The organism is Trinickia mobilis (genome assembly GCF_017315705.1).
Taxonomy (GTDB): domain Bacteria; phylum Pseudomonadota; class Gammaproteobacteria; order Burkholderiales; family Burkholderiaceae; genus Trinickia_A; species Trinickia_A mobilis.
The window spans coordinates 12,320-37,029 of the sequence record NZ_JAFLRF010000020.1 but is presented as its reverse complement, the minus strand read 5'-3'; the positions used below and the strand labels follow the sequence as shown (position 1 = coordinate 37,029).

21 protein-coding genes are annotated in these 24,710 nt (G+C 62.2%); 10 read left to right on the top strand and 11 right to left on the bottom strand.

All coding sequences use genetic code 11. The features are described from left to right. Positions 1–483: 483 nt before the first annotated feature. A complete protein-coding gene (locus tag J3489_RS23665; RefSeq protein WP_207002217.1) occupies positions 484–1,890 on the top strand; it encodes a replication initiation protein in 1,407 nt (468 codons plus the stop codon). Positions 1,891–2,261: 371 nt separating this feature from the next. On the opposite strand, the gene J3489_RS23660 is transcribed toward J3489_RS23665, so the two are convergent. Next, positions 2,262–3,680, bottom strand: coding sequence for an aldehyde dehydrogenase family protein (locus tag J3489_RS23660; protein ID WP_207002215.1), 1,419 nt, complete (start codon positions 3,678–3,680; stop codon positions 2,262–2,264). A gap of 100 nt (positions 3,681–3,780) precedes the next feature. Here J3489_RS23660 and J3489_RS23655 point away from each other — a divergent pair, with 100 nt between their 5' ends. Then, a complete protein-coding gene (locus J3489_RS23655) occupies positions 3,781–4,731 on the top strand; it encodes a LysR family transcriptional regulator (protein ID WP_207002213.1) in 951 nt (316 codons plus the stop codon). A 9-nt stretch (positions 4,732–4,740) separates the two neighbouring features. Here the strand turns inward: J3489_RS23655 and J3489_RS23650 are convergent, their stop codons facing one another. The 6 genes from J3489_RS23650 to J3489_RS23625 form a co-directional block, all read right to left on the bottom strand. After that, positions 4,741–5,580 (bottom strand): SDR family NAD(P)-dependent oxidoreductase, encoded by an 840-nt coding sequence (locus tag J3489_RS23650; RefSeq protein ID WP_207002211.1) that lies wholly within the window; start codon positions 5,578–5,580, stop codon positions 4,741–4,743. 11 nt (positions 5,581–5,591) lie between these two features. Then, complete coding sequence (locus J3489_RS23645) at positions 5,592–6,905, bottom strand: alkene reductase (RefSeq protein ID WP_207002209.1); 1,314 nt, start codon at positions 6,903–6,905, stop codon at positions 5,592–5,594. Next, on the bottom strand, positions 6,883–7,893 hold the full coding sequence (locus J3489_RS23640) for a CobW family GTP-binding protein (protein ID WP_207002207.1): 1,011 nt from the start codon (positions 7,891–7,893) through the stop codon (positions 6,883–6,885). The genes J3489_RS23645 and J3489_RS23640 overlap by 23 nt, the downstream gene beginning before the upstream one ends. Positions 7,894–8,078: 185 nt before the next feature. Continuing rightward, on the bottom strand, positions 8,079–8,219 hold the full coding sequence (locus J3489_RS23635) for a hypothetical protein (protein WP_207002206.1): 141 nt from the start codon (positions 8,217–8,219) through the stop codon (positions 8,079–8,081). A 538-nt stretch (positions 8,220–8,757) separates the two neighbouring features. Beyond that, positions 8,758–10,692: an SMP-30/gluconolactonase/LRE family protein gene (locus J3489_RS23630; RefSeq protein ID WP_207002204.1), complete on the bottom strand. Its 1,935-nt coding sequence runs from the start codon at positions 10,690–10,692 to the stop codon at positions 8,758–8,760. A 335-nt stretch (positions 10,693–11,027) separates the two neighbouring features. Beyond that, positions 11,028–12,002 carry an NAD-dependent epimerase/dehydratase family protein gene (locus J3489_RS23625; RefSeq protein WP_207002202.1) on the bottom strand — a complete coding sequence of 325 codons (975 nt, stop codon included), beginning with the start codon at positions 12,000–12,002 and terminating at the stop codon, positions 11,028–11,030. Between the two features lie 317 nt (positions 12,003–12,319). On the opposite strand from J3489_RS23625, the gene J3489_RS23620 reads away from it, so the two are divergent. Both J3489_RS23620 and J3489_RS38620 read left to right on the top strand, forming a co-directional pair. Continuing rightward, the gene (locus tag J3489_RS23620; RefSeq protein ID WP_207002200.1) at positions 12,320–13,258 is read left to right on the top strand and encodes a S1C family serine protease; all 939 of its coding nucleotides are present in this window, start codon (positions 12,320–12,322) and stop codon (positions 13,256–13,258) included. A 196-nt stretch (positions 13,259–13,454) separates the two neighbouring features. Then, positions 13,455–13,946: a helix-turn-helix transcriptional regulator gene (locus J3489_RS38620; RefSeq protein ID WP_309491412.1), complete on the top strand. Its 492-nt coding sequence runs from the start codon at positions 13,455–13,457 to the stop codon at positions 13,944–13,946. 42 nt (positions 13,947–13,988) lie between these two features. Here J3489_RS38620 and argE read toward each other — a convergent pair whose 3' ends face one another. The 4 genes from argE to J3489_RS23595 all read right to left on the bottom strand — a co-directional run bounded on the left by argE (position 13,989) and on the right by J3489_RS23595 (position 17,704). Continuing rightward, the gene (gene argE, locus J3489_RS23610) at positions 13,989–15,152 is read right to left on the bottom strand and encodes an acetylornithine deacetylase (RefSeq protein ID WP_207002196.1); all 1,164 of its coding nucleotides are present in this window, start codon (positions 15,150–15,152) and stop codon (positions 13,989–13,991) included. Next, the gene (locus J3489_RS23605) at positions 15,145–15,822 is read right to left on the bottom strand and encodes a DUF1028 domain-containing protein (protein ID WP_207002194.1); all 678 of its coding nucleotides are present in this window, start codon (positions 15,820–15,822) and stop codon (positions 15,145–15,147) included. The genes argE and J3489_RS23605 overlap by 8 nt, the downstream gene beginning before the upstream one ends. 10 nt (positions 15,823–15,832) lie before the next feature. Then, on the bottom strand, positions 15,833–16,270 hold the full coding sequence (locus J3489_RS23600) for a RidA family protein (protein WP_207002323.1): 438 nt from the start codon (positions 16,268–16,270) through the stop codon (positions 15,833–15,835). A 93-nt stretch (positions 16,271–16,363) separates the two neighbouring features. Further along, complete coding sequence (locus J3489_RS23595) at positions 16,364–17,704, bottom strand: flavin-containing monooxygenase (RefSeq protein ID WP_207002191.1); 1,341 nt, start codon at positions 17,702–17,704, stop codon at positions 16,364–16,366. A 199-nt stretch (positions 17,705–17,903) separates the two neighbouring features. Here J3489_RS23595 and J3489_RS23590 point away from each other — a divergent pair, with 199 nt between their 5' ends. From J3489_RS23590 to J3489_RS23565, 6 genes are all read left to right on the top strand, one after another. Next, positions 17,904–18,830: a LysR family transcriptional regulator gene (locus tag J3489_RS23590; RefSeq protein ID WP_207002189.1), complete on the top strand. Its 927-nt coding sequence runs from the start codon at positions 17,904–17,906 to the stop codon at positions 18,828–18,830. A 123-nt stretch (positions 18,831–18,953) separates the two neighbouring features. Beyond that, positions 18,954–20,105: an SRPBCC family protein gene (locus J3489_RS23585; RefSeq protein ID WP_207002187.1), complete on the top strand. Its 1,152-nt coding sequence runs from the start codon at positions 18,954–18,956 to the stop codon at positions 20,103–20,105. 33 nt (positions 20,106–20,138) lie between these two features. Next, positions 20,139–21,326: an ABC transporter ATP-binding protein gene (locus J3489_RS23580; RefSeq protein WP_207002185.1), complete on the top strand. Its 1,188-nt coding sequence runs from the start codon at positions 20,139–20,141 to the stop codon at positions 21,324–21,326. A 2-nt stretch (positions 21,327–21,328) separates the two neighbouring features. Beyond that, positions 21,329–22,390: an ABC transporter substrate-binding protein gene (locus tag J3489_RS23575; RefSeq protein ID WP_207002183.1), complete on the top strand. Its 1,062-nt coding sequence runs from the start codon at positions 21,329–21,331 to the stop codon at positions 22,388–22,390. A 17-nt stretch (positions 22,391–22,407) separates the two neighbouring features. After that, positions 22,408–23,664 (top strand): ABC transporter permease, encoded by a 1,257-nt coding sequence (locus J3489_RS23570; RefSeq protein ID WP_207002181.1) that lies wholly within the window; start codon positions 22,408–22,410, stop codon positions 23,662–23,664. 13 nt (positions 23,665–23,677) lie between these two features. Further along, complete coding sequence (locus tag J3489_RS23565; protein WP_207002179.1) at positions 23,678–24,499, top strand: ABC transporter permease; 822 nt, start codon at positions 23,678–23,680, stop codon at positions 24,497–24,499. Positions 24,500–24,710: the final 211 nt, after the last annotated feature.

Genomic DNA, 24,710 nt, shown 5'->3' with positions numbered 1-24,710 from the left:
GCCTCGCAACTTTCTCGCGCGACTCGTTGGTTTGCTGTTTTTAAAAAAAACGAACCCACAAACCAACAGAGCGACACGATGACGTTTATTTTCAATACCTTAACCCCGCAAAGGTGAGGTCCGTTGTGCCCGAGGTGAGGTTGGCTGTGCATGGAGGTGAGTTGCGTTGTGTGGGGTTGGTGAGGCCCGTTCCGCACAAAGGTGAGGCCAGATGTGCGCGACAGGGTCGGTTCATACAAAGGTGAGGTTGAATGTGCTGCGATCTATGGACTCTGCTGGAAGCCCCATGGCAAAAGGCTTTGACGGGCGGGCCGTTTTAGACATGGTGAGGTTGATTGTGCTGAGGTGAGGTTGATTGTGCAACGTGGGCGAGGGTAGGCCTCAATCGGGCCGCGCCGCGCCCTGATGGTGAGGTTCATTGTGTTGACAGCTCACCTAGGCATGCTACATTCCCGGAAGTCCAAATAAAGAACGGAAGAATACATGGCGGCCGCGGATGATCCGGAAGACGGCAAATCGAAGGTGACGCCTCGTCAGATGGCACTCGCGCTGTTCGAGGACATGTTCGACGTGGGCCTGCCCATCAACGAGGCCAGCCGTGAAATCGGGTACCAGCGCAATAACTTCTTCACGCAAATCGTGAACATGGGGCTGCCGGCCCGGCGCTTTCTTGACGCCGCATATTTCATCGTCGCACAAGAAGCAGAAGCACAAGACCAGTACGACGTCGAGCTGAACTACTTCAAGTGGCTGATGCGCTACGACAGCCGCAATCTCAAGCACTTGCGCACAATCGCAGGGGAAGCCCAGGACGCTAAAATTCAGGTCACCGATACTCCGCTCGACCGGGACCCGAACGAAGACGACCTGTGGGCCTCGGTCCAACTGATGGGGATGGTGGGATTCCATAGAGGACGCATTCGATTCGACGTGCATCCGCGCCTGGTCCCGCACATTCGTGACCCCAAAAAATCCCACTGGCTGAGCCTGCGCATCTCGACGGCCTTCACGCGCAGCTTGGCGCGCGCGATTTACGATCAGGTCCTGCCGAGTGTGCGGGATGGCCGAACGGAATGGATACCTCTTGAGGACATGCGAAGCTGGCCCGGCAGAATGGGAGCGAACGCGGCCATCTTCAAATACTTCAAGCGCGACTGGCTGGAGCCCGCCGTCCGTGAAATCAACGAGGTATCCGACATCGAGTTGTCCTATGAAACCAGGACCGAATCCAGCACGTCGAAAAAAATCGACCGCATAAGGTTTCTGCTCAAACGCAAGGACACCGCCGACGCTGCCCTGGCGAGCCTGGCTGACGCCAGCCACCTGTACAAGATTCTCAAAGAAGAATTCAACCTGTCGACCAAGCAATTCAGCGAGATTTCCGAGAACCGCGAACTTTGGACCGATGCACGCATCCAGCAGGCTGTCGAATACACACGCTTCAAGCTCAATCGTGGGCAGGTGAAAAAGAGTCCCGCCGGCTACCTAATGCAAGCCCTGCGCGACAACTGGAAGATGTCGGAAGCAGAACGGAAAATGGTCGAGGTTCAGGCAAAAATGCTTACCGAGGAAACCGAAGCAGAGGTCGCGAAAACTGAAACACAGAGTTCAGTTGCGCGCAGTATTGCCTCGCGCGATCAAGAAGCACGGGCACGCATGACCGAGGAGTCGCTTAAGGGACGTGAGCGCTTCAACGCGGCCGACGCTAAAACCCGGAAGGACCTGGTCCACGCATGGGTTACGTCGAGGGAGGGCAAGCTCATGCTGCGACGTATGAAGCTTGAGGCCTCGACAGTTACGGAGGAGGATATCCTCGCAAACTCGGAACTGGTTTGGTACCTGGGGCAATTCGTGTTCGGGAGGATGGGCTCGTCCAGCGCATCGGCCTAACGTGTCCGCACAAGCACCTAAGCAAAACGCCTGACGGCCAGAGAGCCGTTGCAACTCGAGCTAGTCGTTGTACACGCTGACGATCACGAGTCTTCCGTCAGGCGTGCCGACCTGGACACCTTCCCAGCAAGACCGTGACAGTATCGGCACAGGCCTCGGCCGGGCCAGCCACAGCCGTTGTCGATGTCCCCGGCCGCCATGGGCGGACACACTGCGCGGTCCTACGAGGAAAGTCCCCTAAAGTGCGTGCAGCCGACTGCGCGCACTTCCGATATCGTCCGCGCGACGGTTGCCTCCGCACTCAAAAGCGGACCTAGAGCGACTACAGGCCAGGATACGCCAATGAGTCTGGGAACCTGGGCTGTGCGTCACTACGCTGCGAGAACAGCCTTCGGCTCGAGAAAAGCCTCGAGCCCAAAGGTGCCGTACTCGCGGCCGATACCCGACTGCTTGAAGCCGCCAAACGGCGCGGCCGGCTCGTGCGCGAGCGTGTTGACGAGGACGCGGCCGGCTTCGATCCGCGACGCGACCTCGCGCGCACGCTTCGCATCCGCTGAAAACACGTACGCCTGCAAGCCGTAGTTGGTGTCGTTGGCGATGGAGATCGCATCTTCCGTATCGCGGTACGTGATGATCGACAGCACAGGGCCGAAGATTTCTTCGCGGGCAATCGCCATGTCGTTCGTGACGTCGCTGAAGACGGTCGGTCGCACGAACCATCCTGCGCCGATACCATCCGGCCGACCTTCGCCGCCCGCGATCAAACGCGCGCCTTCGTCAGTGCCAATGCGGATATAGCGTTGTACTCGCTCCCACTGCTTCTGGCTGACCATTGGACCGACAGTCGTTTGCGGATCGCGTGGATCGCCCACCTGTGTGCGCGCCACTTCTTCACGTACGCGCGCTTCGAACGCCTCCAGCCGTTTTTGAGGCACGAGAATACGCGTACCCGCGATGCATGCTTGGCCGCTGTTCATGAAGCCGGCCTGAATCGCAAGCGGTACGACATCGTCAAAGTTCGCATCGTCCAGCACGATTACGGGCGATTTTCCACCCAGTTCGAGGGTGACGCGTTTTAAGGTATCGGCAGCAGCACGCAGAATCGTCTTGCCGACGGCCGTAGAGCCGGTGAATGACAGCTTGGCGACATCGGGGTGCGAGCTGATCTGGGCTCCGACCGTTTCGCCGCGGCCAGTGACGATGTTGACCACGCCGGACGGCAGGCCCGCTTCATGCAGCGCCTCGGTGACGATGCGGGTCTGGATCGCGCTCATTTCGCTAGGCTTGATGACGGCTGTGCAACCTGCCGCCAACGCGGAAGCCAGCTTCCCGCAGATAAAGCCCGCGTCGCTATTCCAGGGCGTAATCAGTCCGGCGACGCCAAGCGGCTGCATCACCACTTCGGCTGCGCCTGCCCGGCGCGTGAACGCGTAGTCCTCCAACACCTTCGCCGCTTCGAGTAAAACGTTGCTCGCGTGCTGAGCCATCCACCGGCCACGCGACACCGGCGCGCCGTATTCTTCGGTGATGGCCAGGCATAGCTCCTCCTCTTTCGCGACGACGGCGTCGTGCATCCGCATCAGCATTTCTATGCGCTCGCGCTTGTCAGTGGTGGAAAACGCCGGAAACGCGCGCTTCGCGGCGGCGATCGCGTCGCGTGCGTCTTGCGCATCGGCGAGAAGCGCGCGGCCAATCACCTGTTCGGTCGCCGGATTGAAGAGGTCGAAAAGTTCGTCGCCGTGCGGCTTGACGAACGCGCCATCGATATAAATCTTGTCGACGATCTGCATGGCTGCTCCTGGAAGGCATTTTGATCGGCAAAAGATAGACCCATGCCATTGCGTCGACTAGCCGTACAATTTCGCATGCGGTATTGAATAATTCGGGACAATGAAAACGTCAGGTCTGAGCGAACTGGAAGCGGTGCTGGCCGTCGCGCGGCATCGCAGCTTTCGCGCGGCCGCGACCGAACTGGGCGTCTCGACGTCTGCGCTCAGTCACACGGTGGCCGCGCTCGAGGCCCGCATCGGCGTGCGGCTCTTCAATCGCACGACACGCAGCGTGTCGTTATCGGAAGCGGGCGCGCAATTCGTCGACAGCGTCGCGCCCGCACTTTCGACGATCCGCGTCGCGATCGAACAAGCAAGCAGTTTTAGTGACACGCTGTCGGGCACGTTACGCATCAATACGTCGGCAGGCGCCGCCAGGCAAGCGATGCCGATCTTTATCGCGTTCCTGCAGCGCTATCCGGACATGAAGCTCGATATCGTGACCGAAGGACGGCTGATCGATATCGTCGTCGAAGGATTCGATGCGGGTATCCGTCTTGCCGAGTTGGTACCACAAGATATGATCGCGGTACCGTTCGGCCATAAACTGCGCTTCGCCGTGGTTGGCAGCCCGGGGTACTTCGCACGACATAAACCGCCGCGTACGCCTGCCGATTTGAACGCGCACCTTTGCATTCGCACTCGGATGCCGAGTGGCGCGATTTATCAATGGGAATTCGAGCGGCATGGCGAAGCAGTGCGTATCGACGGAAAAGGCTCGCTGACGCTCGACGAACCGGGTCTCATGCTGGACGCCGCGCGCGCGGGTCTCGGGCTCACATATCTGACCGAGTGGAACGTCGCCGCAGATCTGCAGGCGGGCACGCTGATGCGCGTGCTGGAAGACTGGACGCCTCCGCTCGACGGCCTCTGCCTGTATTATCCGGGCCGCCGTCATGTGCCAGCCGGATTGCGCGCGCTAATTGACATGATCCGCGAACACGCCGACGCACAGCGGCCGCACCGGGAGTCCGCGTCCTCGAAGAAGAAGGCGCGCAGCGTCCGGCGCTAGTGCTTGCGTTCAGCCGTGGAGCCCCATCTTGCCGCTGGCCATTGCCGCGATGCGAACCACGAGCGCTCGAGGCAGCAACCGCGACAACCAGGTAGCGGCTCTCACGCTGGCCCGCCCCGGATAAACGACGGCTTTCCTGCGGTCAAAGGCATCGAGCGTTTTCTGAACCACCGATTCCGGGCGGTCCATGTTCCCGGGTAACACAGTAGTCGACACGCCATCAAAGAAGCTCGTTGCCGTAGGCCCTGGGCAAGCAGCCATCACGTGGACACCCGTTCCGGCGAGTTCAAACTGCAGCGCCTCGCTGAAGTGAAGAACGAAAGCCTTGGTCGCGGCGTAGGTGGCCATAAAAGGGATTGGTTGGAAGCTCGCGTTGGAAGCGAGGTTGATGATGCCGCCCCTGCCACGTTTTGCCATGCCGCTGCCAAACAGGTGGCTGAGTGCGGCGAGCGCCTGAACGTTGACCTGGATCTCGGACTGCTTCTTCCTGAGATCGTGCGAGAGGAAGCTGCCGGTCAGGCCAAGCCCTGCATTGTTGATCAGCAGGTCTACCTGAACACCGCGGCGCTCGAGTTCCTCGGCGATCTGCGCGGCTGCGTTGGAATCGCCGAGGTCCGCGTTGAGCGCGATGGATTTCACGCCATGCCTGGCGGTCAGGTCGACCGCGAGGGTCTGCAAAGCGTCGCCGGATCGGGCGACCAACACAAGGTTCATGCCGCGTGCGGCGAGGGCCTCTGCAAAGACTTTTCCAAGCCCTTTGGATGCGCCGGTAATCAAAGCGGTCGACCCGCGATAAACAAACATTTTCTGCTCCTTGCTGCGGGATGAACCGGCATTGGCGTAGCGCACGACATCGGACTTCAGGAAAGGCTGACCGCGTCACGATCCTGGTCGGATGCCTCGGCTTCCGGCACAACGGGATAGTCGGTGTAGCCGCGCTCACCACCACCGAACAGCGTGCTGCCGTCGAAGCTGGCCAGCGGCAGACCGTCGGCGAGACGGCGCGGGAAGTCTGGATTGGCGACGAATGGCCGGCCGAAGGCGACCAGGTCGGCGTAGCCGCGGGACACGACCCAATCGGCGCGCGCCTTGTCATAGTTACCGGCTACGACGATGGGCCGCTTAAACCGGGCGCGAATGGCCTGGCGGAATTCCTCGGTGAATTGCGGCGCGTCGTCCCAATCCGCTTCGACCAGATGCAGATAGCCAATGCCGCGTCCCTGCAAAAATTCGGCAGCTTCGAGGATGGTCGGCAGGATGTCGGGACACGCCATGCCACGCGCGGTCAGAAACGGCGCGAGTCGAATGGCGGTGCGCTCCGCGCCCACCTCGTCCGCCACTGCGTTGACGACGTCCTTGAGAAAACGTAGCCGGTTCTCACGTGAGCCACCGTATTCGTCGGTGCGCACGTTGGACGTGGTACGCAGGAACTGGTCGATGAGATAGCCATTGGCGCCGTGGATCTCGACCCCGTCGAAGCCCGCGTTGAGTGCATTGCGAGCGGCCTGGCGGAAATCCGCCACGACATCGTCAATCTCGTCGCGGGTGAGTGCGCGCGGCGTCGGGGAGGCGGCCATGGCGCCAATGCCGGTGGCGGGGTCGACCTTCCAGATCTGGCCGTCGAAGGGAACGGCGGAGGGTGCCACCGGCAACTCGCCGTTGTGGAAATCCGGATGGGACATGCGGCCCACGTGCCAGAGTTGCAGAAAGATCCGACCGCCTGCCGAATGGACCGCGTCGGTCACGAGCTGCCATCCGGCGACGACTGCAGGCGTGAAAAGCGGCGAGGCGGTAATCGACATGATGCTGATCTCCGGACTTCGTTGAGGATGTGCCGCATTGTCCGGAGTCCGGTCCCGCTTGATAATTGGGATACCGGTTGAATCATTTTCAAAAAAAGCGGAAATATCGTGGACAGCCTCGGCGGCTTCCGGCTTTTTGTCGAAGCGGCAAACGTTGGTGGGTTGTCGGCAGCGGGGCGCAAGCTCGGACTCTCTCGTGGTGATACCTTCAACGGCGTGCTTGCTGCCGACATAGACAGAGGCCCCCGCGGCACCCTCGTGTCCGTAGGTCGAGGAGATGTTGATAATGCTGCCGCTGCCTTGCTCGACCCTGTCCGCATTTTTGTGGGCGAGGCGGTTGAAATAAGCGCTAGGAGCGCGCTCGTCGATCATCGGCGACACAAGCATCGAGGCCCGTCTTGAAAAGCGCCGAGGGCAATTGCTTGCCGATGAACACGATCCTGGTCTCGCGCGCTTCGTTCTTTCTCCACGGCGCGCCGACGTCCGCGCCAAAGATCATGTGCACACCCTGGAAGACAACCCGCCTGTTCTCGCCTGCGAGGCTCAGCACGCCCTTGTAGCGCAACATGTCCGCGCCGTATAACTCGACGATTTTGCTGAAGAACGCTTCAACGTTGTCTCGATCCAGTGGCGCAGTGTTGCGATAGACAAAGGACGTCACATCATCATCATGCTCGTGCGAGACGTCCTCCAGAAAATCCGGCTCGATTTCGACGATCGCGTCCAGGTCGAAACTCCGTATGTCGAGAAGATCGGTCAAATCTGTCGTGCCGAAATGCACGGGCCGAATGGGCGCACGCGGATTCATCTGGCGTAGCCGCTGCATCAGTTCCTCAGTCTCCCCTGCGCCTGCCAGGTCGACCTTGGATACCAGGATCCGGTCTGCGAATCCAACCTGCTCCTGGGCTTCATGATGTTCATCGAGTTGGGAATTACCGTGCTTCGCGTCGACCACCGTCACGATGGCATCCAGGAGGTACTTCTCCTGGATGACGTCGTCGATAAAGAATGTCTGTGCGACGGGGGCAGGATCGGCAAGCCCTGTCGTTTCGATAACGACGCGTTCAAACACGAGCTCGCCCGCTTCGCGTCGCGCCGCGAGCGTCGAGAGAATCCGCATAAGGTCGCCACGCACCGTGCAACAGATGCATCCGTTGTTCATTTCGATGATCTGTTCGCTACCGTCCCGAACCAGTAACTCATTATCGATGCCGGCCTCTCCGAACTCATTCTCGATTACGGCAACCCGACCGCCGTGATGCTCGGTGAGAATGCGGTTGAGCAATGTCGTTTTACCGGCACCGAGGAACCCGGTGAGGATCGTGGTCGGGATACGTCGGACTTCGCCTGCATTTGCCATCGTGTTCTCCTTGCGGCGACGGTCCGCCCTCGCCCTGACTCTCGCCGGATTGGGTCATCGGATATGACGTCTGTGCAATGATATAACATATCATCACATGCGCAAAAGTCGGCGGAGTCGAAATATTTGTGAGCAGGGTCTATCGAGGCGGGGAGGGGGCAAGGAATCCGGCTCCCCGCCGCGTTTCAATGGCGCTCAGGCGAGGTCCACCGGACCGTGATCATCGCAGTGATCGCCGTGCGGGTGATGAAGGTGTCCGTTGACCAGGTAATCGACATGATCGCCATGCGGTACGGGCTCGTGTCCGCAGCCTGGGCCGTGTGCATGGCCCGGTTCATGGCCACCGCAGTCTGGCGTACATTGGTCCGGATTTTTTGCGCTGACCTCGATCTTGTGCTCGTCTACATGATCGCCATGCGGATGGTGCAAATGGCCGTCGTGCAGATAGTCTATGTGGTCGCCATGTTTAATTGCGGTGTGACCGCAGCCCGGGCCATGCTGATGGTCATGGTGAGCGTGATGAGGTTCGTTGCATGTGCTCATGCGAGTCTCCTTTGTTCGATTGGCCGTGCAGGAATCACTGACGGCTATCGGCCACCGAGTGACCTGACAACGAGCATCGTCCCAGCAACAGCACACCTTCGGCAGACGTGCTCGGGGCCCGTTCGCTCTCGATCGAACCGGGCTTCAATAGGTGCAAGTCCCGCCCGCCGTGCAACCGAGCGATTGGGAAACGAGGCCGAAACGAGCGGCCATCCAGTAACGATACTCCCAGTCGCTTCGAAGATCACCGGCGCGAGACCGCTCAATGAGCGTCCGGGGTCCTACCCGTAAGCTGACCTCTCTCATGGACGAAACGCACGATCAGGGCGTCCAGCGATAAACAGTGATGCTGTTGCCCTTGACGTTGTTCTTCGTGACCACGTACTCGCCAGTCGATCGAAGGTATGCCCTGATACCGTACATCGAATCGACCGCGCTGCTGGCGTCCACGGTACCGATACTGGTGTTGACCAGCGTGGCGTCGAGGTTGCCTGTAGCGAGACTGAAGGCATCGATGTTCGGCCTGGCTTGCCCGTTGCTGCTGAACCAGTAGCCGACAAAGAGATAGTTGCCGGCCGCGTCAATCGACTTGGCGCCGACGTCGGTGAGGTTGATCACCGGATTGGGGGTGGTGGTGTTGCCCGCGCTCCAGCCGTGATACACCTCGATCCGCGTGCCTATCGACGTCCAGTCCGGACTCCCGACGATGCCCTGTCCGAGAATCATGGTGTCGCTGTCCGCGAGGTAGACGATGCGCGTCAGCGGCTGAATGCTCTCCGGAATCCGGATGGGGATACCGGGTCCCCAGGTCGGCTTGCCGCTGTCGTCGAAGCCGGTCAGCGGGTAGTGGTAGATGTAACCGGTCTTGTCCAGACCGGCCCACACGCCCCCCTTGCTGTCGATGCAGAATCCGCCTGTGACACGCCGGGTCGTGTTGAACGCGGCGCCCGGAATCGATGCGTCCGGAATGGCGATGTAGCCATGCGCCGCGTTGAAATGGAAAAAGTAGAAGATCGGAGGGTTCTGGCCGGACGCCACGAGGATCCGGTTAGCGCCGACGGTGACGAGTTGCCCGAAATGCTCGTCGCGCTGGCTATCGCTCATGTTGACGCGCGGATCCGCCGGGTAGGTGAACGGATCGACGGTGTTCGCGACGAAGGTGCCTCCAGCGCTGCCGGTGTAGATGTTGGTGCCGCCGTAGAACAAGGCGCCATCCGTGGCCGGGTCCGGGGCAGCGACGCCCTCGAAGTTGAGGGACTGAAGCGTCCACCGCTGGTTGCCGCCACTGTCATACGCGTGAATGTCGGTGCCGCCGTTGCGGCCGAGGTCCCAGCTGCCGCCCCACGGGTTGTTGAGCACATAGAGGTTACCGGCGGTATCCTTGCCGATGCCAGTGACGCGGGTGAAGCGCTTTGCGCCGACCTGGCCTTTGATTCCCGTCGTGGTGTCGAGATAACCGCCCTGAATGCCGAATGTACCAGCCAGCGTCGGCGTGCGCGACAGGTTGTAGCGCTTGATGTTCATGTCGGGGCCCTCGTCTCCGACCATGAGCTGCCCCGATGACGCGTCGAAATAGAGCGCCGACGGCTGCGACCCGCTGGGCATCTGGATGGTGTTCAGCAGGGCGCCGGTTGGACTGAACTCGACGATCGTGCCCGCACTCTTCTGTGCGATCCAGACGTTGCCTGCGCCATCCAGGGCGAGCGCGCCCGGGCCCGAGACGTTGATGTCCCGCTGCCAGACACCGTCGGTGGTGAAGATCCGGACGCGATTGCCGTAGAAGTCGCTCGCATAGAGGAGCGAGCCCGCCGTGGCGAGTCCGGTGATGACGTCGACCCGAGGCAGGTTGTTCCACGCGCTGACCTGAATGAAAAGATCGCGAGTCCTGGTGGCGCGGTTGTATCGTCCCACCGCGCCGCTGCCGTACGACTTGCTGTACTGCAGCGCCGCGAAGATCGACGTTGCGTTGCCCGTGATCGCGCCGCCCTGAAACTCGCCGTGCGAGCCGATCGAGCCGAGGCTCTTGCCGTTCTGGTAGATTGCGACGCCGCCCTCGTACTCGTCCCACATGGAGGCCGTATAGATGGCGCCTTCGCGCGCGACCCACATGGAACGCGCGGTGTTACCCACGTGGGCGGCGAGGGTGCCATAGGTGTTCGCCAGCCAGTCGGTGGTGTTGTGCGCATGACTGGCCGGCGCAATCGTGGCGATCGCTGCGGCGAGGAGCGCAGCATGAATTCGTTTTGTTTCGACCATGACTGATGCTCTCCTGAATGTAGCGATCATTCACATGATTCGTTCTACTTCTTTATTGCCGATGTCTTTGTCTGATATAGAGCACCTCGCGTAGTGATTGCCCGCTGGAACTCCGAGGGTGGACGAGACCCTGCAGGCGCGGCTCGCATGGTCGCACGGACAGGATGACCAACTGATGAACATATGCAACTCATTGCGTCTTTACAAGCTCGCGCGACTTTGCATGCGGACGTGAATTGCGGTCTTGAGCGAAGCTCGCCCGTCTTGTCGGCAATTCACCAAGCGAAGTCGATCGGCCAAAATCGGCCGAACGCTGTCCCACGAGAAGATTGCAATCAGCGACCGACCAAACCTTCCTTCCTCATCCAGGCGACGGTATCTGCAAGCAGACGATCCAAGGACGTTTCAACGTAGTCCAGTTCACGCAGGGCCTTGGTCGAATCGACGCGGAGTGTTCCGCAGACCAGCGTCGCACTTTCGGGGGTCACGTCAGGTTCCTTGCGAGTGAGCCACGACGATGCTTCGGCAAGGTGAGCGAAAGTCATCAATGCCCACGCCGGCGTAGCATCGTTAGGTGTGCGCTTGCCTAATACAGCGCCCACGCGATGCACTAGTTCGACGTAGCTTGCATGCTCGCCACCGACCAAATAACCTTCGCCAAACCGTCGCCGTTGCCAAGCTTGCACCTGAGCCCTGGCGACCTCTCGTACATCGGCAAAAGAACCGCTGCCCGGAGGAATGCCAGGTAGCGCCTCGCGGTCCACCATCAGGATGAGGCGGGCCCAGTTGTGACGATCGCCCGGACCGAGGATGTGGGAGGGATTAAAGACAATCCACGGCACGCTGGAGCCCCGCACGGCCTGTTCGCCAAGGAACTTGGTGCGCTCGTAATTGATCCAGCTCTCGCCCCCTCGCTGCGGCACTGACTCATCGAGCGTCCCGCGCGCGAGGTGCGAGTACGCCGCAACCGAAGACGTGTGCACAAAGGCCTGCACACCGGCCGACTCGGCCGCTCTCAGCAGGTTTTGGGTCCCCTGCAGATTGGTGGCCGTTTGTATCGCTGCCCTCGATCTCCACATGCTGGTATCCGCCGCTGCATGGAACACCGCCTCGCAACCGGCCAGCGCGACATTCAGAGATGTGGGATCCGCTAACTCGGCGCGAACCGGCATACCGCCTTGTTCGGCGATGATCGCGTCGGAATCAATTCGACGAGAAAGCGCGCGCACCTCGTGGCCCGCAGCAAGCAGTTCGCGCAACAAATGCCCGCCCAGAAAACCGCTGGCGCCAGTCAGAAAGATAGCGGCCATATTGCCCTTGTTTAGGGACCATCCAAAGGCACGCGGTCAAGTCGACGCACGGGAAAAGGCCTCGCGACCCCACCGAACCGAACGTCACTTCCGACACCACTGAACCGCGATCCTGCATGGTAGTTCATCCGACGCGGCAGACGCCACAGTGAAGTCCGAGCTCCGTGCACCCACCCCACTACCCGTTCGGGTGGTGCGCTCCCATTGTGGTTCTGCCATTCTAAACCCGCTCGTAGTCACGCTATCCACGAAGGATTCGTGCATTGTGGACGGCGTGAGGCACCAGCAAGTCGTGTCGCAGTTGATAGGAGACTAACGTGGAAGGCACATCGTCAAGCGGAAATCCTTTGCAGGACCTGTCGGACAATCTCGCAGAAATCGTCGAGCGGGTCGGGCAGAGCGTCGTCGCGGTACACGGCCGGCATCGCATTCCGTCAAGTGGGGTAATCTGGCGACACGGCGTCGTCATCACGGCTGCGCACACGCTCAGGCGTGAGGACGGCATCGAAGTCACGCTGCCCGATGGCCGTACGGTCGCCGCAGTCCTCGCGGGCCGGGATGCCGGCACCGACCTCGCCGCGCTGAAACTGGACGGTGTGGACCTAGATCAGGTCGAGTCCGGCGATGCCCGCTCACTCAAGGCGGGCCATCTTGTGCTCGCCATCGCGCGGGCGGACGGGTTCAGCGTCTGCGCCGATTTTGGCGTGATCGGCAGCACGGGTGGTCCGTGGCGCACCTGGCGGGGCGGTCAGCTCGATGCGCTCGTGCGACTGGACGGCGGCCTGCACCCAGGTTTCTCCGGCGCAGCCCTCGCCGATGTGCGCGGGCGGGTCATGGGCATCTGCACATCGGCGCTTGCGCGCGATGCCGGCATGGTGATTCCGGCGATGACCGTGGAGCGTGTCGCCGATGAACTGCTGGCTAAAGGGCACGTCTCACGGGGCTACCTTGGCCTCGGCACGCAGCACGTGAACCTGTTGGACACGTGGATCAAGAAAATGAACCTGCCTTCCAGTCGCGGATTGCTGGTCAGTTCGCTCGCGCCCGGCGGCCCTGCGGAGCAAGCGGGTATGCTCATCGGCGATATTCTGATCGAACTGGACGGCAAGCCTTGTCGCGGCATAGACGACGTCCACACCGCACTTGGCTCCGCAAGCATCGGACAGCAGATGAAAATCGTGTTGATCCGGGGTGGCGAACGCAACGAGTGTTTCGTAACCGTGGGCGAACGCCCCCCACGGGATTCATGTAGGTGAGACCCGGGGAAGCGATGAAATGTCGAACGGACAGATGGCACACACGAGGTCGGTCCGGGTCGCGGTTGTTGCGCAGTCGCCGCAGGTGCGCGCAAGCTTGCAAGCGCTCGTCGAGGCAAGCCCAGCACTCGGGTTCGCGGGTAGCGCAGCCGGCGCCGAAATGCTGGCCGATTGCCTCGCCGGTTCGGCGCCCGATGTGGTCGTGATCGACGTGGAACCAGAGGCGAGCGACGCGCTCAAGGCGGCATTCGATCTCGAGCACACGCCACTGCCGCTTGTCGTGTTGACCGACGATGCAGACAGCGACTGGATCCTTGATGGTTTGCCAAGCGATGCGACGGCGATCCTGCCGCGCAACGCGATGCCAGGCGAAATCGTCGTGTCCATTGAAGCGGTGATCGCGGGCCTTTGCGTGCTGTCGCCGGAGAAGCTCGCAAGGCTGATGGCCGGACGGACACTACCGCGTCAGATGGCATCCGACGTGCTGTTCGAAACCCTGACGTTACGCGAGATCGAAGTACTGGCGATGCTCGCCGACGGGCTCGGCAACAAGGAGATCGCGCGGCAACTCGACATTTCGGACAATACGGTGAAATTCCACCTCTCCTCCATCTTCGGCAAACTGGGCGCGACCAACCGCACCGAAGCGGTGATGCTCGGCATGCGGCACGGATTCATCATGGTATAGCTTGCTCGGAGGCTCGCGATCCACCTTGCGCTGGCCAAAGAATCAGACAGGACTGGAGAGATACTCGGCCAGACGAGCCATCATTGCGTCGCAACCCGTGAGTTGTTCAAGCGTGACGAACTCGTCCGGCTTGTGGCCCTGATCCATGCTTCCCGGCCCGCAGACTACCGTGGGAATACCCGCGTGTTCGAACAGGCCGCCTTCGGTTCCGAACGCGACCGTTCCGAACTCGGTAGAACCGCTTAGCAGCGCCAACAGACGAGCCGCCTCGCTGTCGGGGGAGGTGGCTAATGCCGGATAGGCGCTCAACGGCTGGAGGCGAATGTCGGTGTCCCGCTGCACCGAACGCATTTTCGGCAGCAATTCGGCCTCGGCATAGGTCTGCAGCCTGTCCGACACCTCCTCTGCATTGAAGTCCGGCAGCGCGCGTACCTCGAAATCGAATTCGCATTCCGCCGGCACGATGTTCAGCGCACGACCGCCTTTGATAACGCCGGTCTGCACGGTCGAGAACGGCGGGTCGAAGCGACGATCGTGATGTTCAGGCTGCGCGAGCGCCGCGCCGATCTCCTCCAGTCTGCCGATCAGTCGCGCGGCGTATTGGATAGCGTTGACTCCATAGGGTGCGTAAGCCGAGTGGCACGCCGCTCCCTTTACATGGCACCGCATGGCCAGCTTGCCCTTGTGGCCGAGCACCGGTTTCAACCCTGTAGGTTCGCCGATCAGACACAGGCGAGGCTTGTGCGGACGCCTCTTGATCTCCTCCAGCATTGGCCGTACACCCAGACAACCCACTTCCTCGTCATAGGAGAAGGCGAGGTGTACGGGCAGCTTCAGCGGCCGCTCGAGAAAGCGCGGCACTGCTGCCAGCACTGAAGCGATAAAGCCCTTCATGTCGGCGGTGCCGCGACCGTACAACTTCCCGTCTGCTTCGGTGAGGCGGAATGGCTCTACCGTCCACGCCTGCCCGTCGACCGGCACCACGTCGGTATGGCCGGAAAGCACAACGCCGCCTCGGTCCCGTGGACCCATGGTGGCGAACAGGTTGGCCTTGGTGTGCTCGGGGTTGTAGAAGAGCTCGCTCTGCACACCGAGCTCCTCCAGATAATCCCGGATGAAAGCGATCATCTCGAGGTTGGAATCCCGGCTGACGGTGGCGAAGCCGATCAGCCTGTCGAGTAGTCGATGGCTCGACAACTTATTCATCACCGGGCACCCCGTAGCTTGGCGCTGCAGTCGGATTCAACGCCCGCGTCAGGTAGTCCTGCATTTGCGGTCGATAGGCTTGCCACAGCGCATCCAGTTGTCCGATCGGGTCCGCATCCGCCCAATCGACCCGCAGATCGACGATCGGCCAGATCACGTCGCCCACCACCTTGAGCGCCGCCGAGTGCACCGGTCCCGCTTCACCACCGGCCGCGATTGCGGCGAGCATCGACGACAGCAGGCGGTCGGCAAGCATGCCGGGCGCTTTCTCGAATGCCTGAACCATGGCTTCGATCACCTCCGCGCCCGCCAGCATGTTGCCGGCCGCCACGCACTGCTTCCCCCCCACGGCGTGACGAACGCCCAGCGTTTCCTCACCGCTGAAAAACGCCGTATGGCCCCGGCCATCGATTACCGTCACCTGTCGATACTGGCTCCATCCGTCGGCGTCGAGCGCCCGGTCCAGGGCCGCAGCGGGCGCGAGCTGTCCGTCTTCGAGGAAGTCGAGGATCTGCGGCCCGAGGGCGGGCAGCGTGACATTCTGTGTCGCCACCGCCCCTACACCCGCGCGCACCCACGGGCATCGAGCCCCCACCGCGATGCTGGACGAACTGATAGCGATCCCAAGCTGGCCGGTCTCCGCGCAGCGTCCGACGATGGAGAATGTCATGTCCTTCTCCTTAAGCCTGATTCGGCTTCCAGTTATCCGGAATGACCGCGATCACGTCGATCTCCATCAGCCACTGAGGCTGCCCCAGGGCGCTTACCACGAGGCCGGTCGAAATGGGGAAGACCCCCTTCAGCCATTTGCCGACTTCCTGATATACCGGCTCGCGATAGCGAGGGTCGATCAGGTAGGTGGTGGTTTTGACGATATGGGACAGGTCGCTACCCGCTTCCTCGAGCAATTGCTTGACGTTCTTCATCGCCCGTTCGGCCTGAGCCCGCGGATCGCCGAGCCCGATCAGGTTGCCTTCGAAATCCGTGCCCACCTGCCCGCGCACGTAAACGGTGTTGCCGGCCCGCACGGCCTGACAGAGGTCGTTATCCAGCGACTGGTTCGGGTACGTCTCCTTGGTGTTGAACATGCGGATACGGGTGTGCGTAGGTTGGTTCATCATGCGCCTTGATCGTAGTGAGAGAAATCCGTCCAGCCCGATGAAGAGGGAGCCCGACAGGCAGCCGCGGCGCCGGCGGACGTCCCTGCCGTGTCAGTCGAGAAGGTCCGCGAGATGTTGCGAATCAGGGTGTGCGCCATCAGGGCCCGGCTTTTGACCGTCCGCTGCCTGACGCTGCGACGCATCACGATACGAGAGATATCTGCGCTGCGTGGCGATATGGTCCGCAATGTGCATGGCATCGTGCCAAACGCCCCAGATGAAACTGGAGCCACGACGCGACAACCACGGCAGACCCAGAAAATAGACCCCGGGTTCGGTCGAGACGCCTCGTTGATGTTGCGGCTTACCGTTTGCGGCGAAGGCGTTGACGTTCAGCCAGCTGTAGTCGACCGCATAGCCGGTTGCCCAGACGATCGAGGTCACGCCAGCTTCGGCGAGGTCGAGTTCGAGAAGCGGATGGGTCACGCATTCCGGATCGGGAAGCGTCTTTCGGGCCTCGGGTTCTTCCGCAAGGGCCAGTCCATTCCGGGCTATATACGCGTCAGCTGCATCGAGCAGCGCCATGTAGTTCTCGTCACCGCGAGCGAGGTTGCCTGCGAGGTCCGGTTCGAAAGCGACGACGCCGCGATCGAACGACTTCGTCAACCCGACTAGCGTGATGCCCTGATTCGCAAGCGCCCGGAAGTCGACGGTATGACCGCCACGCGCACCGCTTACGGCAATGGTGACGTGCTCCCTGCCCGGCGTGGCGACCTCTCTGTCCCATTCGCCAAGAACGCCCAGCCACCAGCAGTAATCACGGTTGCGATAGGAGCGTGGAGGACGATCGTGCGGTCCAACCGACAGATACACCTTCTTGCCCGACCGCTGCAGTTCATCCGCGATTTGCACCCCTGACGACCCGGCGCCCACCACCAGCACGGCACCCTCGGGCAGTTGGCCTGGATTGCGGTAATCGGCAGAGTGGATCTGCGTGAGTGTCTCGTCTTTTGGCGCGATCGGCGGAATCAAGGGGCGCTGGAACGCTCCGGTAGCGACCACGACACGGTTGGCCTCGACGATGCCCTCCGATGTCTCAACGGTGAAGCCGGGCCGGCCCGCGCTACGCACCACTTTCTTCACCTCCACACCGGTGCGGATCGGAGCATTGAATTTCCTGGCATAGGTTTCGAAATAGTCCGCGACCCGCTCTTTCGAGGGGAAGGCGTCGGGATCGAGATCGTCGAACGCCAGACCAGGAAACCGGTCATGCCAGGCCGGGCCGTTGGCAACCAGCGAATCCCAACGTCCCGTGCGCCAACGTTCAGCGATACGGCTGCGTTCCAGGACGAGGTGCGGCACCCCTTGCCTGCTCAAGTGTTCGCTCATGGCCACGCCGGCCTGGCCGGCGCCCACGACAAGCGTATCGATTGACGTTTTTTCAGCTGACATGGGTGTTCCCTTCTGAACTGTGCGGGCATGGTCCGTGGCGGCGCTGCAGGCACGCCGCGCCGGATTCGTTGCGTGCAATCTACGCGCGCACTGCGCATCCGAAAAACATATTTCAAAAATGCAATTCATCGCTTTTACCTATGCAGACGGATTTCTGTCGACGCACAATCGCGACAGATGAAACGTCGAGGGACATGCGATGGAAGCGGGCCAATTGCACTATTCGCTGCGGCAGCTGCGGTACTTCGTGGTCACCGCGGAAGTGCTGTCGTTCACCGCGGCGGCGAGGAAACTGCACATCTCGCAGCCATCGGTTTCGACGGCGCTCGCCGAGCTGGAGGCGTCGTTCGGCGTTCAGTTGTTCATCCGCCATCACGCGAGCGGCTTGTCGCTGACCCAGGCGGGTCGCGACATGCTCGGACAGGCGCGCAATCTGCTGAAGAATGCGGAAGAACTGCAGTCCGCGGCGCGCGAGTTGGACGGCGGCATGTCGGGTTCGATCGCGCTCGGCTGCATGGTCTCGCTCGCGCCGCCCGTGATGCCGGCGCTCATCAGCCGTTTCATTGCGAGCCATTCGGGCGTTACCTTCCGCACCCAGGAAGCGCATCAGGACGACCTGCTGCGAGGCTTGCGCGACGGCACGCTCGATCTCGCGCTCACTTACAGCCTCGATCTCACCGACGACATCGCGTTCATGCCACTCGTCTCGCTGCCGCCCTACGTGATCCTGCCGAAGCTGCACCGGCTCGCCCGCGTCCGTGCCGTCTCGCTGACCGAACTGCTCGACGAGCCATACGTGATGCTCGACCTGCCGCACAGCCGCGAATACTTCGCGGCGCTGTTCGACGCGGCCGGAACGCGGCCGGTGCCCGCGTTTCGTTCGTCGCAGCCGGAAGTGGTGCGCGGCATGGTCGCGAACGGGCTCGGCTACAGCATCCTGAACTTCCCGCTGAAATCGTTCAGAACCGTGGACGGAGCGGACTTCGTGGTCAAGCCGTTCAAGGAAGACGTAACGGCAACGATGCTTGGCGTCGCGCAATCGCGCGAACTGAAACCGCGTCAGGTAGTGAAGCGCTTCGCGGAGTTCTGCGAGACGCAGATCCGCGAACTGCATCGCAATGGCTGAATCGGGCGCCTGGCGGGCTGCATAGGAAAAAGCTGGCTTTTACATCCGAAAACAATATTTTGGCTGGCAATTTGACTTGATAGATTGGTGTCCATCGCAACGCAATGTTGAGCCGGAGGCCTTATGGATACCCTTGCAACGTCGCCGGATGCTGGACCCGAGATCGCCCACGAACTGCAGGCGAACTGCGAGCGGCGGTTCGACGACGCGCGCGCAATGCCGCCGCGGGTCTATACGTCCGACGCGTTTCTCGCGCTCGAGCAGCGCGAGATCTTTCGCAAGGAATGGCTGTGCGTCGGGCGCGCCAGCGCGCTCAGCAATCCCGGCGACTATCTGACCGCGCAGATCGACGAGCAGCCCATTGTCGTTCTGCGCGACGAAAACGGTGGCCTGCGCGGACTGTCGAACGTGTGCCTGCATCGCATGTCGGTGCTGCTCGAAGGGCGCGGCAACGTCAGACGCATCACGTGTCCCTATCACGCATGGAACTACACGCTTGATGGCACGCTCGCCGGCGCGCCGATGATGGACCGGCAGGCAGGCTTCTGCAAGGAAAGCTACCGCCTGCCGTCGATTCGCTGCGAAACCTGGCTGGGCTGGATCTACGTCACGCTCGATGCCGACGTGCCGCCCGTCGCGACGCAGCTCGAGGAGCTCACGCGGCTGATCGAGCCGTACGGCATGTCGGACTACGTTGAGACCTTCCACGAAGAGCACGTGTGGGACACCAACTGGAAGATCCTCGCGGAAAATTTCATGGAAAGCTACCACCTGCCGATGCTGCATCGCGCGACGGTAGGCCCGCATTCGCGGCTCGATGAAATGGAGTGTGCGCCCGGGCGACCGACATTCAACTATCACTGGATCACGAAGGAAGCGTCGCTGCCGATCGGCAACGCGCACCCGGACAACACGCGTCTGCAGGGACACTGGCGGCGCACGACCGCGCTACTTGCGATCTATCCGACGCATCTCGTGACGCTCACGCCGGGCTACTTCTGGTACCTCGTGCTGCAGCCGCGCGGCGTGGGCCAGGTACAGATCCAGTTCGGTGGCGGACTTTCGCCCGAGTTTCTCGACGATCCGAAAGCGGCCGAATACATGGCCACGCTGAAAACGCTGCTCGACGAGGTCAATGCGGAAGACCGGCGCGGCGTCGAAGCCGTGTTTCGCGGCGTGCATGCACCGCTCGCGAAGCCAGGCAACCTGAGCCATCTCGAGCGACCGAACTACGATTTCGCGCACTATCTCGCGCGGCGAACCGCCACGTCATGACGCGCGAGAGCCGCGCACCGGGTGATCACGACCATGTCCAGCCAATCGTTCATTTCGTTTGCAGGCGTCAGCAAGTCTTATGACGGCGTGCACAGCGTCGTCGAGGGTCTCGATCTCGACGTTGCGCGCGGCGAATTCGTGTCGCTGCTCGGTCCGTCCGGTTCGGGCAAGACGACCACGCTGATGATGCTTGCAGGATTTGAGTCGCCGACGCGCGGCGAGATCCGCCTGAACGGCAAGCGGCTCGACGACAAGCCGCCGCATCAGCGCGATATCGGGATGGTGTTCCAGAACTACGCGCTCTTCCCGCACATGACGATCGCGGAGAACGTCGCGTTTCCGCTGTCGGTACGCAAGGTCGGCCGCAGCGAACGGAAGGCGCGCGTGGCGCGGGTGCTCGAGATGGTCGAGCTGCCGCACCTCGCGCAACGGCGGCCGGCGCAGCTCTCGGGCGGCCAGCAGCAGCGCGTCGCGCTGGCGCGCGCACTTGTGTTCGAACCGGGCGTGGTGCTGATGGACGAGCCGCTCGGCGCGCTCGACAAGCGCCTGCGCGAAAGCATGCAATACGAAATCATGCGGCTGCATCGCGAGCTGTCGCTGACGATCGTCTACGTGACGCACGACCAGAACGAGGCGCTGACGATGTCGGACCGCGTCGCGGTGTTTTCCGACGGCCGTATCCAGCAGGCCGCGACGCCGACCGAACTCTACGAGAACGCCGCGAATGCGTTCGTTGCGAACTTCGTCGGCGAAAACAACGGACTGACAGGCCGCGTCGTCGCGAGCGACGCCGAGTGGGCCACGCTGCAGCTTGCCGACGGCACCACCATCAGCGGCCGTGCGGGCGCCGGCCTGCGTACCGGCGGCGAAGCGATGCTGGCATTGCGGCCCGAACGCGCGCACATCGCGGCGGCGGCTGCGGCCGTGCGCGGCGGAGGCGAATCGAATGTCGTCCGTGCACTTGTGCAGGAGCTCGTCTATTGCGGCGATCACCATCGCGTGCATCTGAAACTGGCGCACGGCGAGAGCGTCGTCGTGAAGGTGCCGAACACGCAGCATCACGATCTGCCCGCACTCGGCCATACCACAGCCGTGACGTGGCGCCGCGACGACTGCAAGGTACTTCCCGCCGTTGCGTCGCGTGTCGCGGTCACTGCCGGCGACAGCCCCGTATTTTCGCCTTCATCGTCCTCATCGCCACTCATGGCAGGAGTCAACTAAACATGCACGCTACCCGCTCCCGTATCCGCCACGGCGCTGTTCTCACCGCCGTCACGGTCCTCTCCTTCCTGTCGTCGACGGTGCATGCCGCCGACACGCTGTCGGTCGTCACGTTCGGCGGCGCTTACGAGGTCGCCGCCAACAAGGCGTGGTTCGAGCCGTTCACCGCGAAGACCGGCGTGGGTTTCTCGACGGAATCGTACGACGGCGGCCTCGCGAAGCTGTCGGCGATGGAACAGGCGAAGAACCCCACGTGGGATCTGATCGACCTCGAAACCAACGACGCCATCACGGCGTGCGACGACGGCCTGCTGCAGAAGTTCGACCGCAAGCAGCTCGGCAATACCAGCGACTTTCTGCCCGGCTCGATCAGCGAGTGCGCCGTGTCGGCGATGGTGTGGTCGACGGTGTATGCGTACGACACGACGAAGCTGAAGGCCGCGCCTACGACCATCAACGATTTCTTCGATCTAAAGAAATACCCCGGCAAGCGCGGCATGCGCAAATCGCCGAAGGTGGCGATGGAATGGGCGCTGATCGCCGACGGCGTCGCGCCGAAGGACGTCTACAAGGTGCTCGGCACGCCCGCAGGCGTCGACCGTGCATTCAAGAAGCTCGACACGATCAAGTCGAGCATCGTCTGGTGGGACACCGGCGCGCAGGCGCCGCAGCTGCTCGCCGACGGCGCGGTCGTGATGACGCAGGCGTATAACGGCCGCATCGACGATGCGGCGCACAAGGACGGCAAGCCGTTCAAGATCGTCTGGGACGCGCAGGTGTACGACTACGAGTGGTGGGGCATCCCGGCAGGCGCGAAGCATGCGGCTGACGCGGCAAAGTTCATCGTCTCGGCATCGACCCCGCAGGCCTACGCGGACTTCTCCAAGTACATCGCCTATGCGCCGCCGCGCAAGGACGCGATTCCGCTGATCGACAAGAACCGCCTTGGTGACCTGCCGACCGCGCCGGCCAATTTCAAGCGGCCGCTGCAGATCGACGCGACGTTCTGGGCCGACAACGCGGATGCGATCGACAAGCGCTTCCAGGTGTGGCTCACGCAATGACGCGAATGGGCGCGACGATGAACACGTCAGTGCAACCCACGGCATCGATCGGCGCCAGCCACCGCAGCGGCGATCGTCACGCCTGGCGGCGGGCGCGTCGCAAGGCTGCCGTGCAGGCGCTCCTGCTGGCGTTGCCGCTGCTCGTGTTCCTGCTTGCCACCTTCATCGCGCCAATCGCCAGCCTGCTTGCGCGCAGCGTGCAGAATCCCGAAGTGCGCGGCAGCATGCCGCAACTGACGGCGGCGCTGCGGGCGTGGGATGGCAGCAGCGTACCCGGCGAGCCGGCATTTGCCGCGCTCGCGCAAGGTTTGCGGCAGTCGGCCGAAGCCGGCGAACTCGGCAACGTCGCACGCCGGATGAATTTCTATCAGCCGGAATTCCGCAGCCTGTTGATGAAAACGGCACGCGAGTCGCGCTCGCTGACGCCCGTCGCGTGGAAGCCGGCGCTGATCGATATGGACCCGCGCTGGGGCGAGACCGAAACATGGCGGTTGCTGAAGCGCGCCGCTACGTCGCCGACGCCCGACTACCTGCTCAACGCGATCGACGCGCAGGTCTCGCCGCACGGCTCAGTGACGTCGGTGCCCGCGGACAGCGCCGTCTATCGCGCCGCCTTTGTGCGCACCATCCAGATCAGCGCGGCCGTCACGCTGTTGTGCCTGCTGCTCGGTTACCCGGTCGCGTATCTGCTCGCAACGCTGCCGCCGAAACAGGGTAACCGGCTCATGCTGTTCGTGATCGTGCCGTTCTGGACTTCGCTGCTGGTGCGCACGACCGCGTGGTACGTGCTGCTGCAGCCGGGCGGCGTTATCAACACCGCCTTGATGCGCTTCGGCATCGTCCATCGACCGGTGCCGCTGATCTTTAACCGCACCGGCGTGCTGATCGGCATGACGCACATCTTGCTGCCGTACATGATCCTCGCGATTTACTCGGTGATGAAGGGCGTGTCGCCGATGTACGTGCGCGCCGCGCAGTCGTTGGGCGCGCATCCGATAACGGCGTTCGTCCGGGTCTATATTCCGCAGACGCTGCCGGGTGTCGGCGCGGGCTGCTTTCTCGTCTTCGTGCTCGCGCTCGGCTACTACATCACACCTGCGCTACTCGGCGGCGCGGGGGACGAGATGATCAGCCAGCTGATCGCATCGCAGACGAACGAGCAGCTCAACTGGGGACTCGCGGGCGCGTTGTCGTGCTATCTCGTGATCTTCACGGCCGTGTTCTATTTCGTCTTCAATCGGCTGGTCGGTATCGACCGGCTGCGATTCGGCTAGCGGGGAGACCGGTATGCAACCCCAACGTCACCGAATGCTGTCGGAGCGTATCGCGGGCGCGGGACTGCGCGTGCATTGCGCGTTGATCTTCCTGTTTCTCGTCGCACCGATCCTCGCAATCGTGCCGCTGTCGTTCAACTCGGGCTCGTTCTTTTCGTATCCGATGGACGGCATTTCGCTGCGGTGGTACGCGCAGGCGTTCGGCTCGCACGATTGGCAGATTGCATTCGCGAACAGCATCGGCATCGGGGCGGTCGCGACACTGGTAGCGACCTGCCTTGGGACGCTCGCTGCGCTCGGGCTGAGCCGTTCGGTGTTCCCGTTTCGCGCGATCGTGATGCCGCTGCTGATTTCTCCGATGATCATCCCCATCGTCGTGGTTGCGGCCGGCTTCTATCTCATCTTCTCGCCCCTCGGACTCGTTGACTCGTATCTGGGCGTGGTGCTCGCGCATGCGGCGCTCGGCACGCCGTTCGTCGTGATCACGGTGACCGCCTCGCTGCTGTCGTTCGACCAGAGCCTGCTGCGCGCAGCCGCCGGCCTTGGCGCGCGACCGTGGACGACGTTTCGCCGCGTCACGCTGCCGTTGATCGCGCCGGCTGTCGCGACGGGCAGCGTTTTCGCGTTCGCCACGTCGTTCGACGAGGTGATCGTCATCCTGTTCATCGGCGGCCCTGAGCAGCGCACGGTGCCGCGTCAGATGTGGAGCGGCATCCGCGACCAGATCGATCCATCGATTCTTGCGGTGGCGACGGTGCTGATCGTGTTCGCGACGTTACTCTTCACCGCGATGAACTGGCTGCGCAGCAGGGCGGCCGCTGCGTCCTCGACCTGACTGCCGGCCGCGCCCGAGCGTTTCGTGGGCGGCAGCCGATATTGTCACGACCGAAGCTGAAGCCAGACGCGACGCAACCCATGCTCGCGTTTTCCCTGACGGCTTTCGCGTTGACTTTCCGAAATCCGAAGATCAAACTGAGTTCGCCTGTGATCACACATCACAACTTCTCAAATTAAGGGAGTAGGTCGTGGCGGCTCGTTCGGTCTCG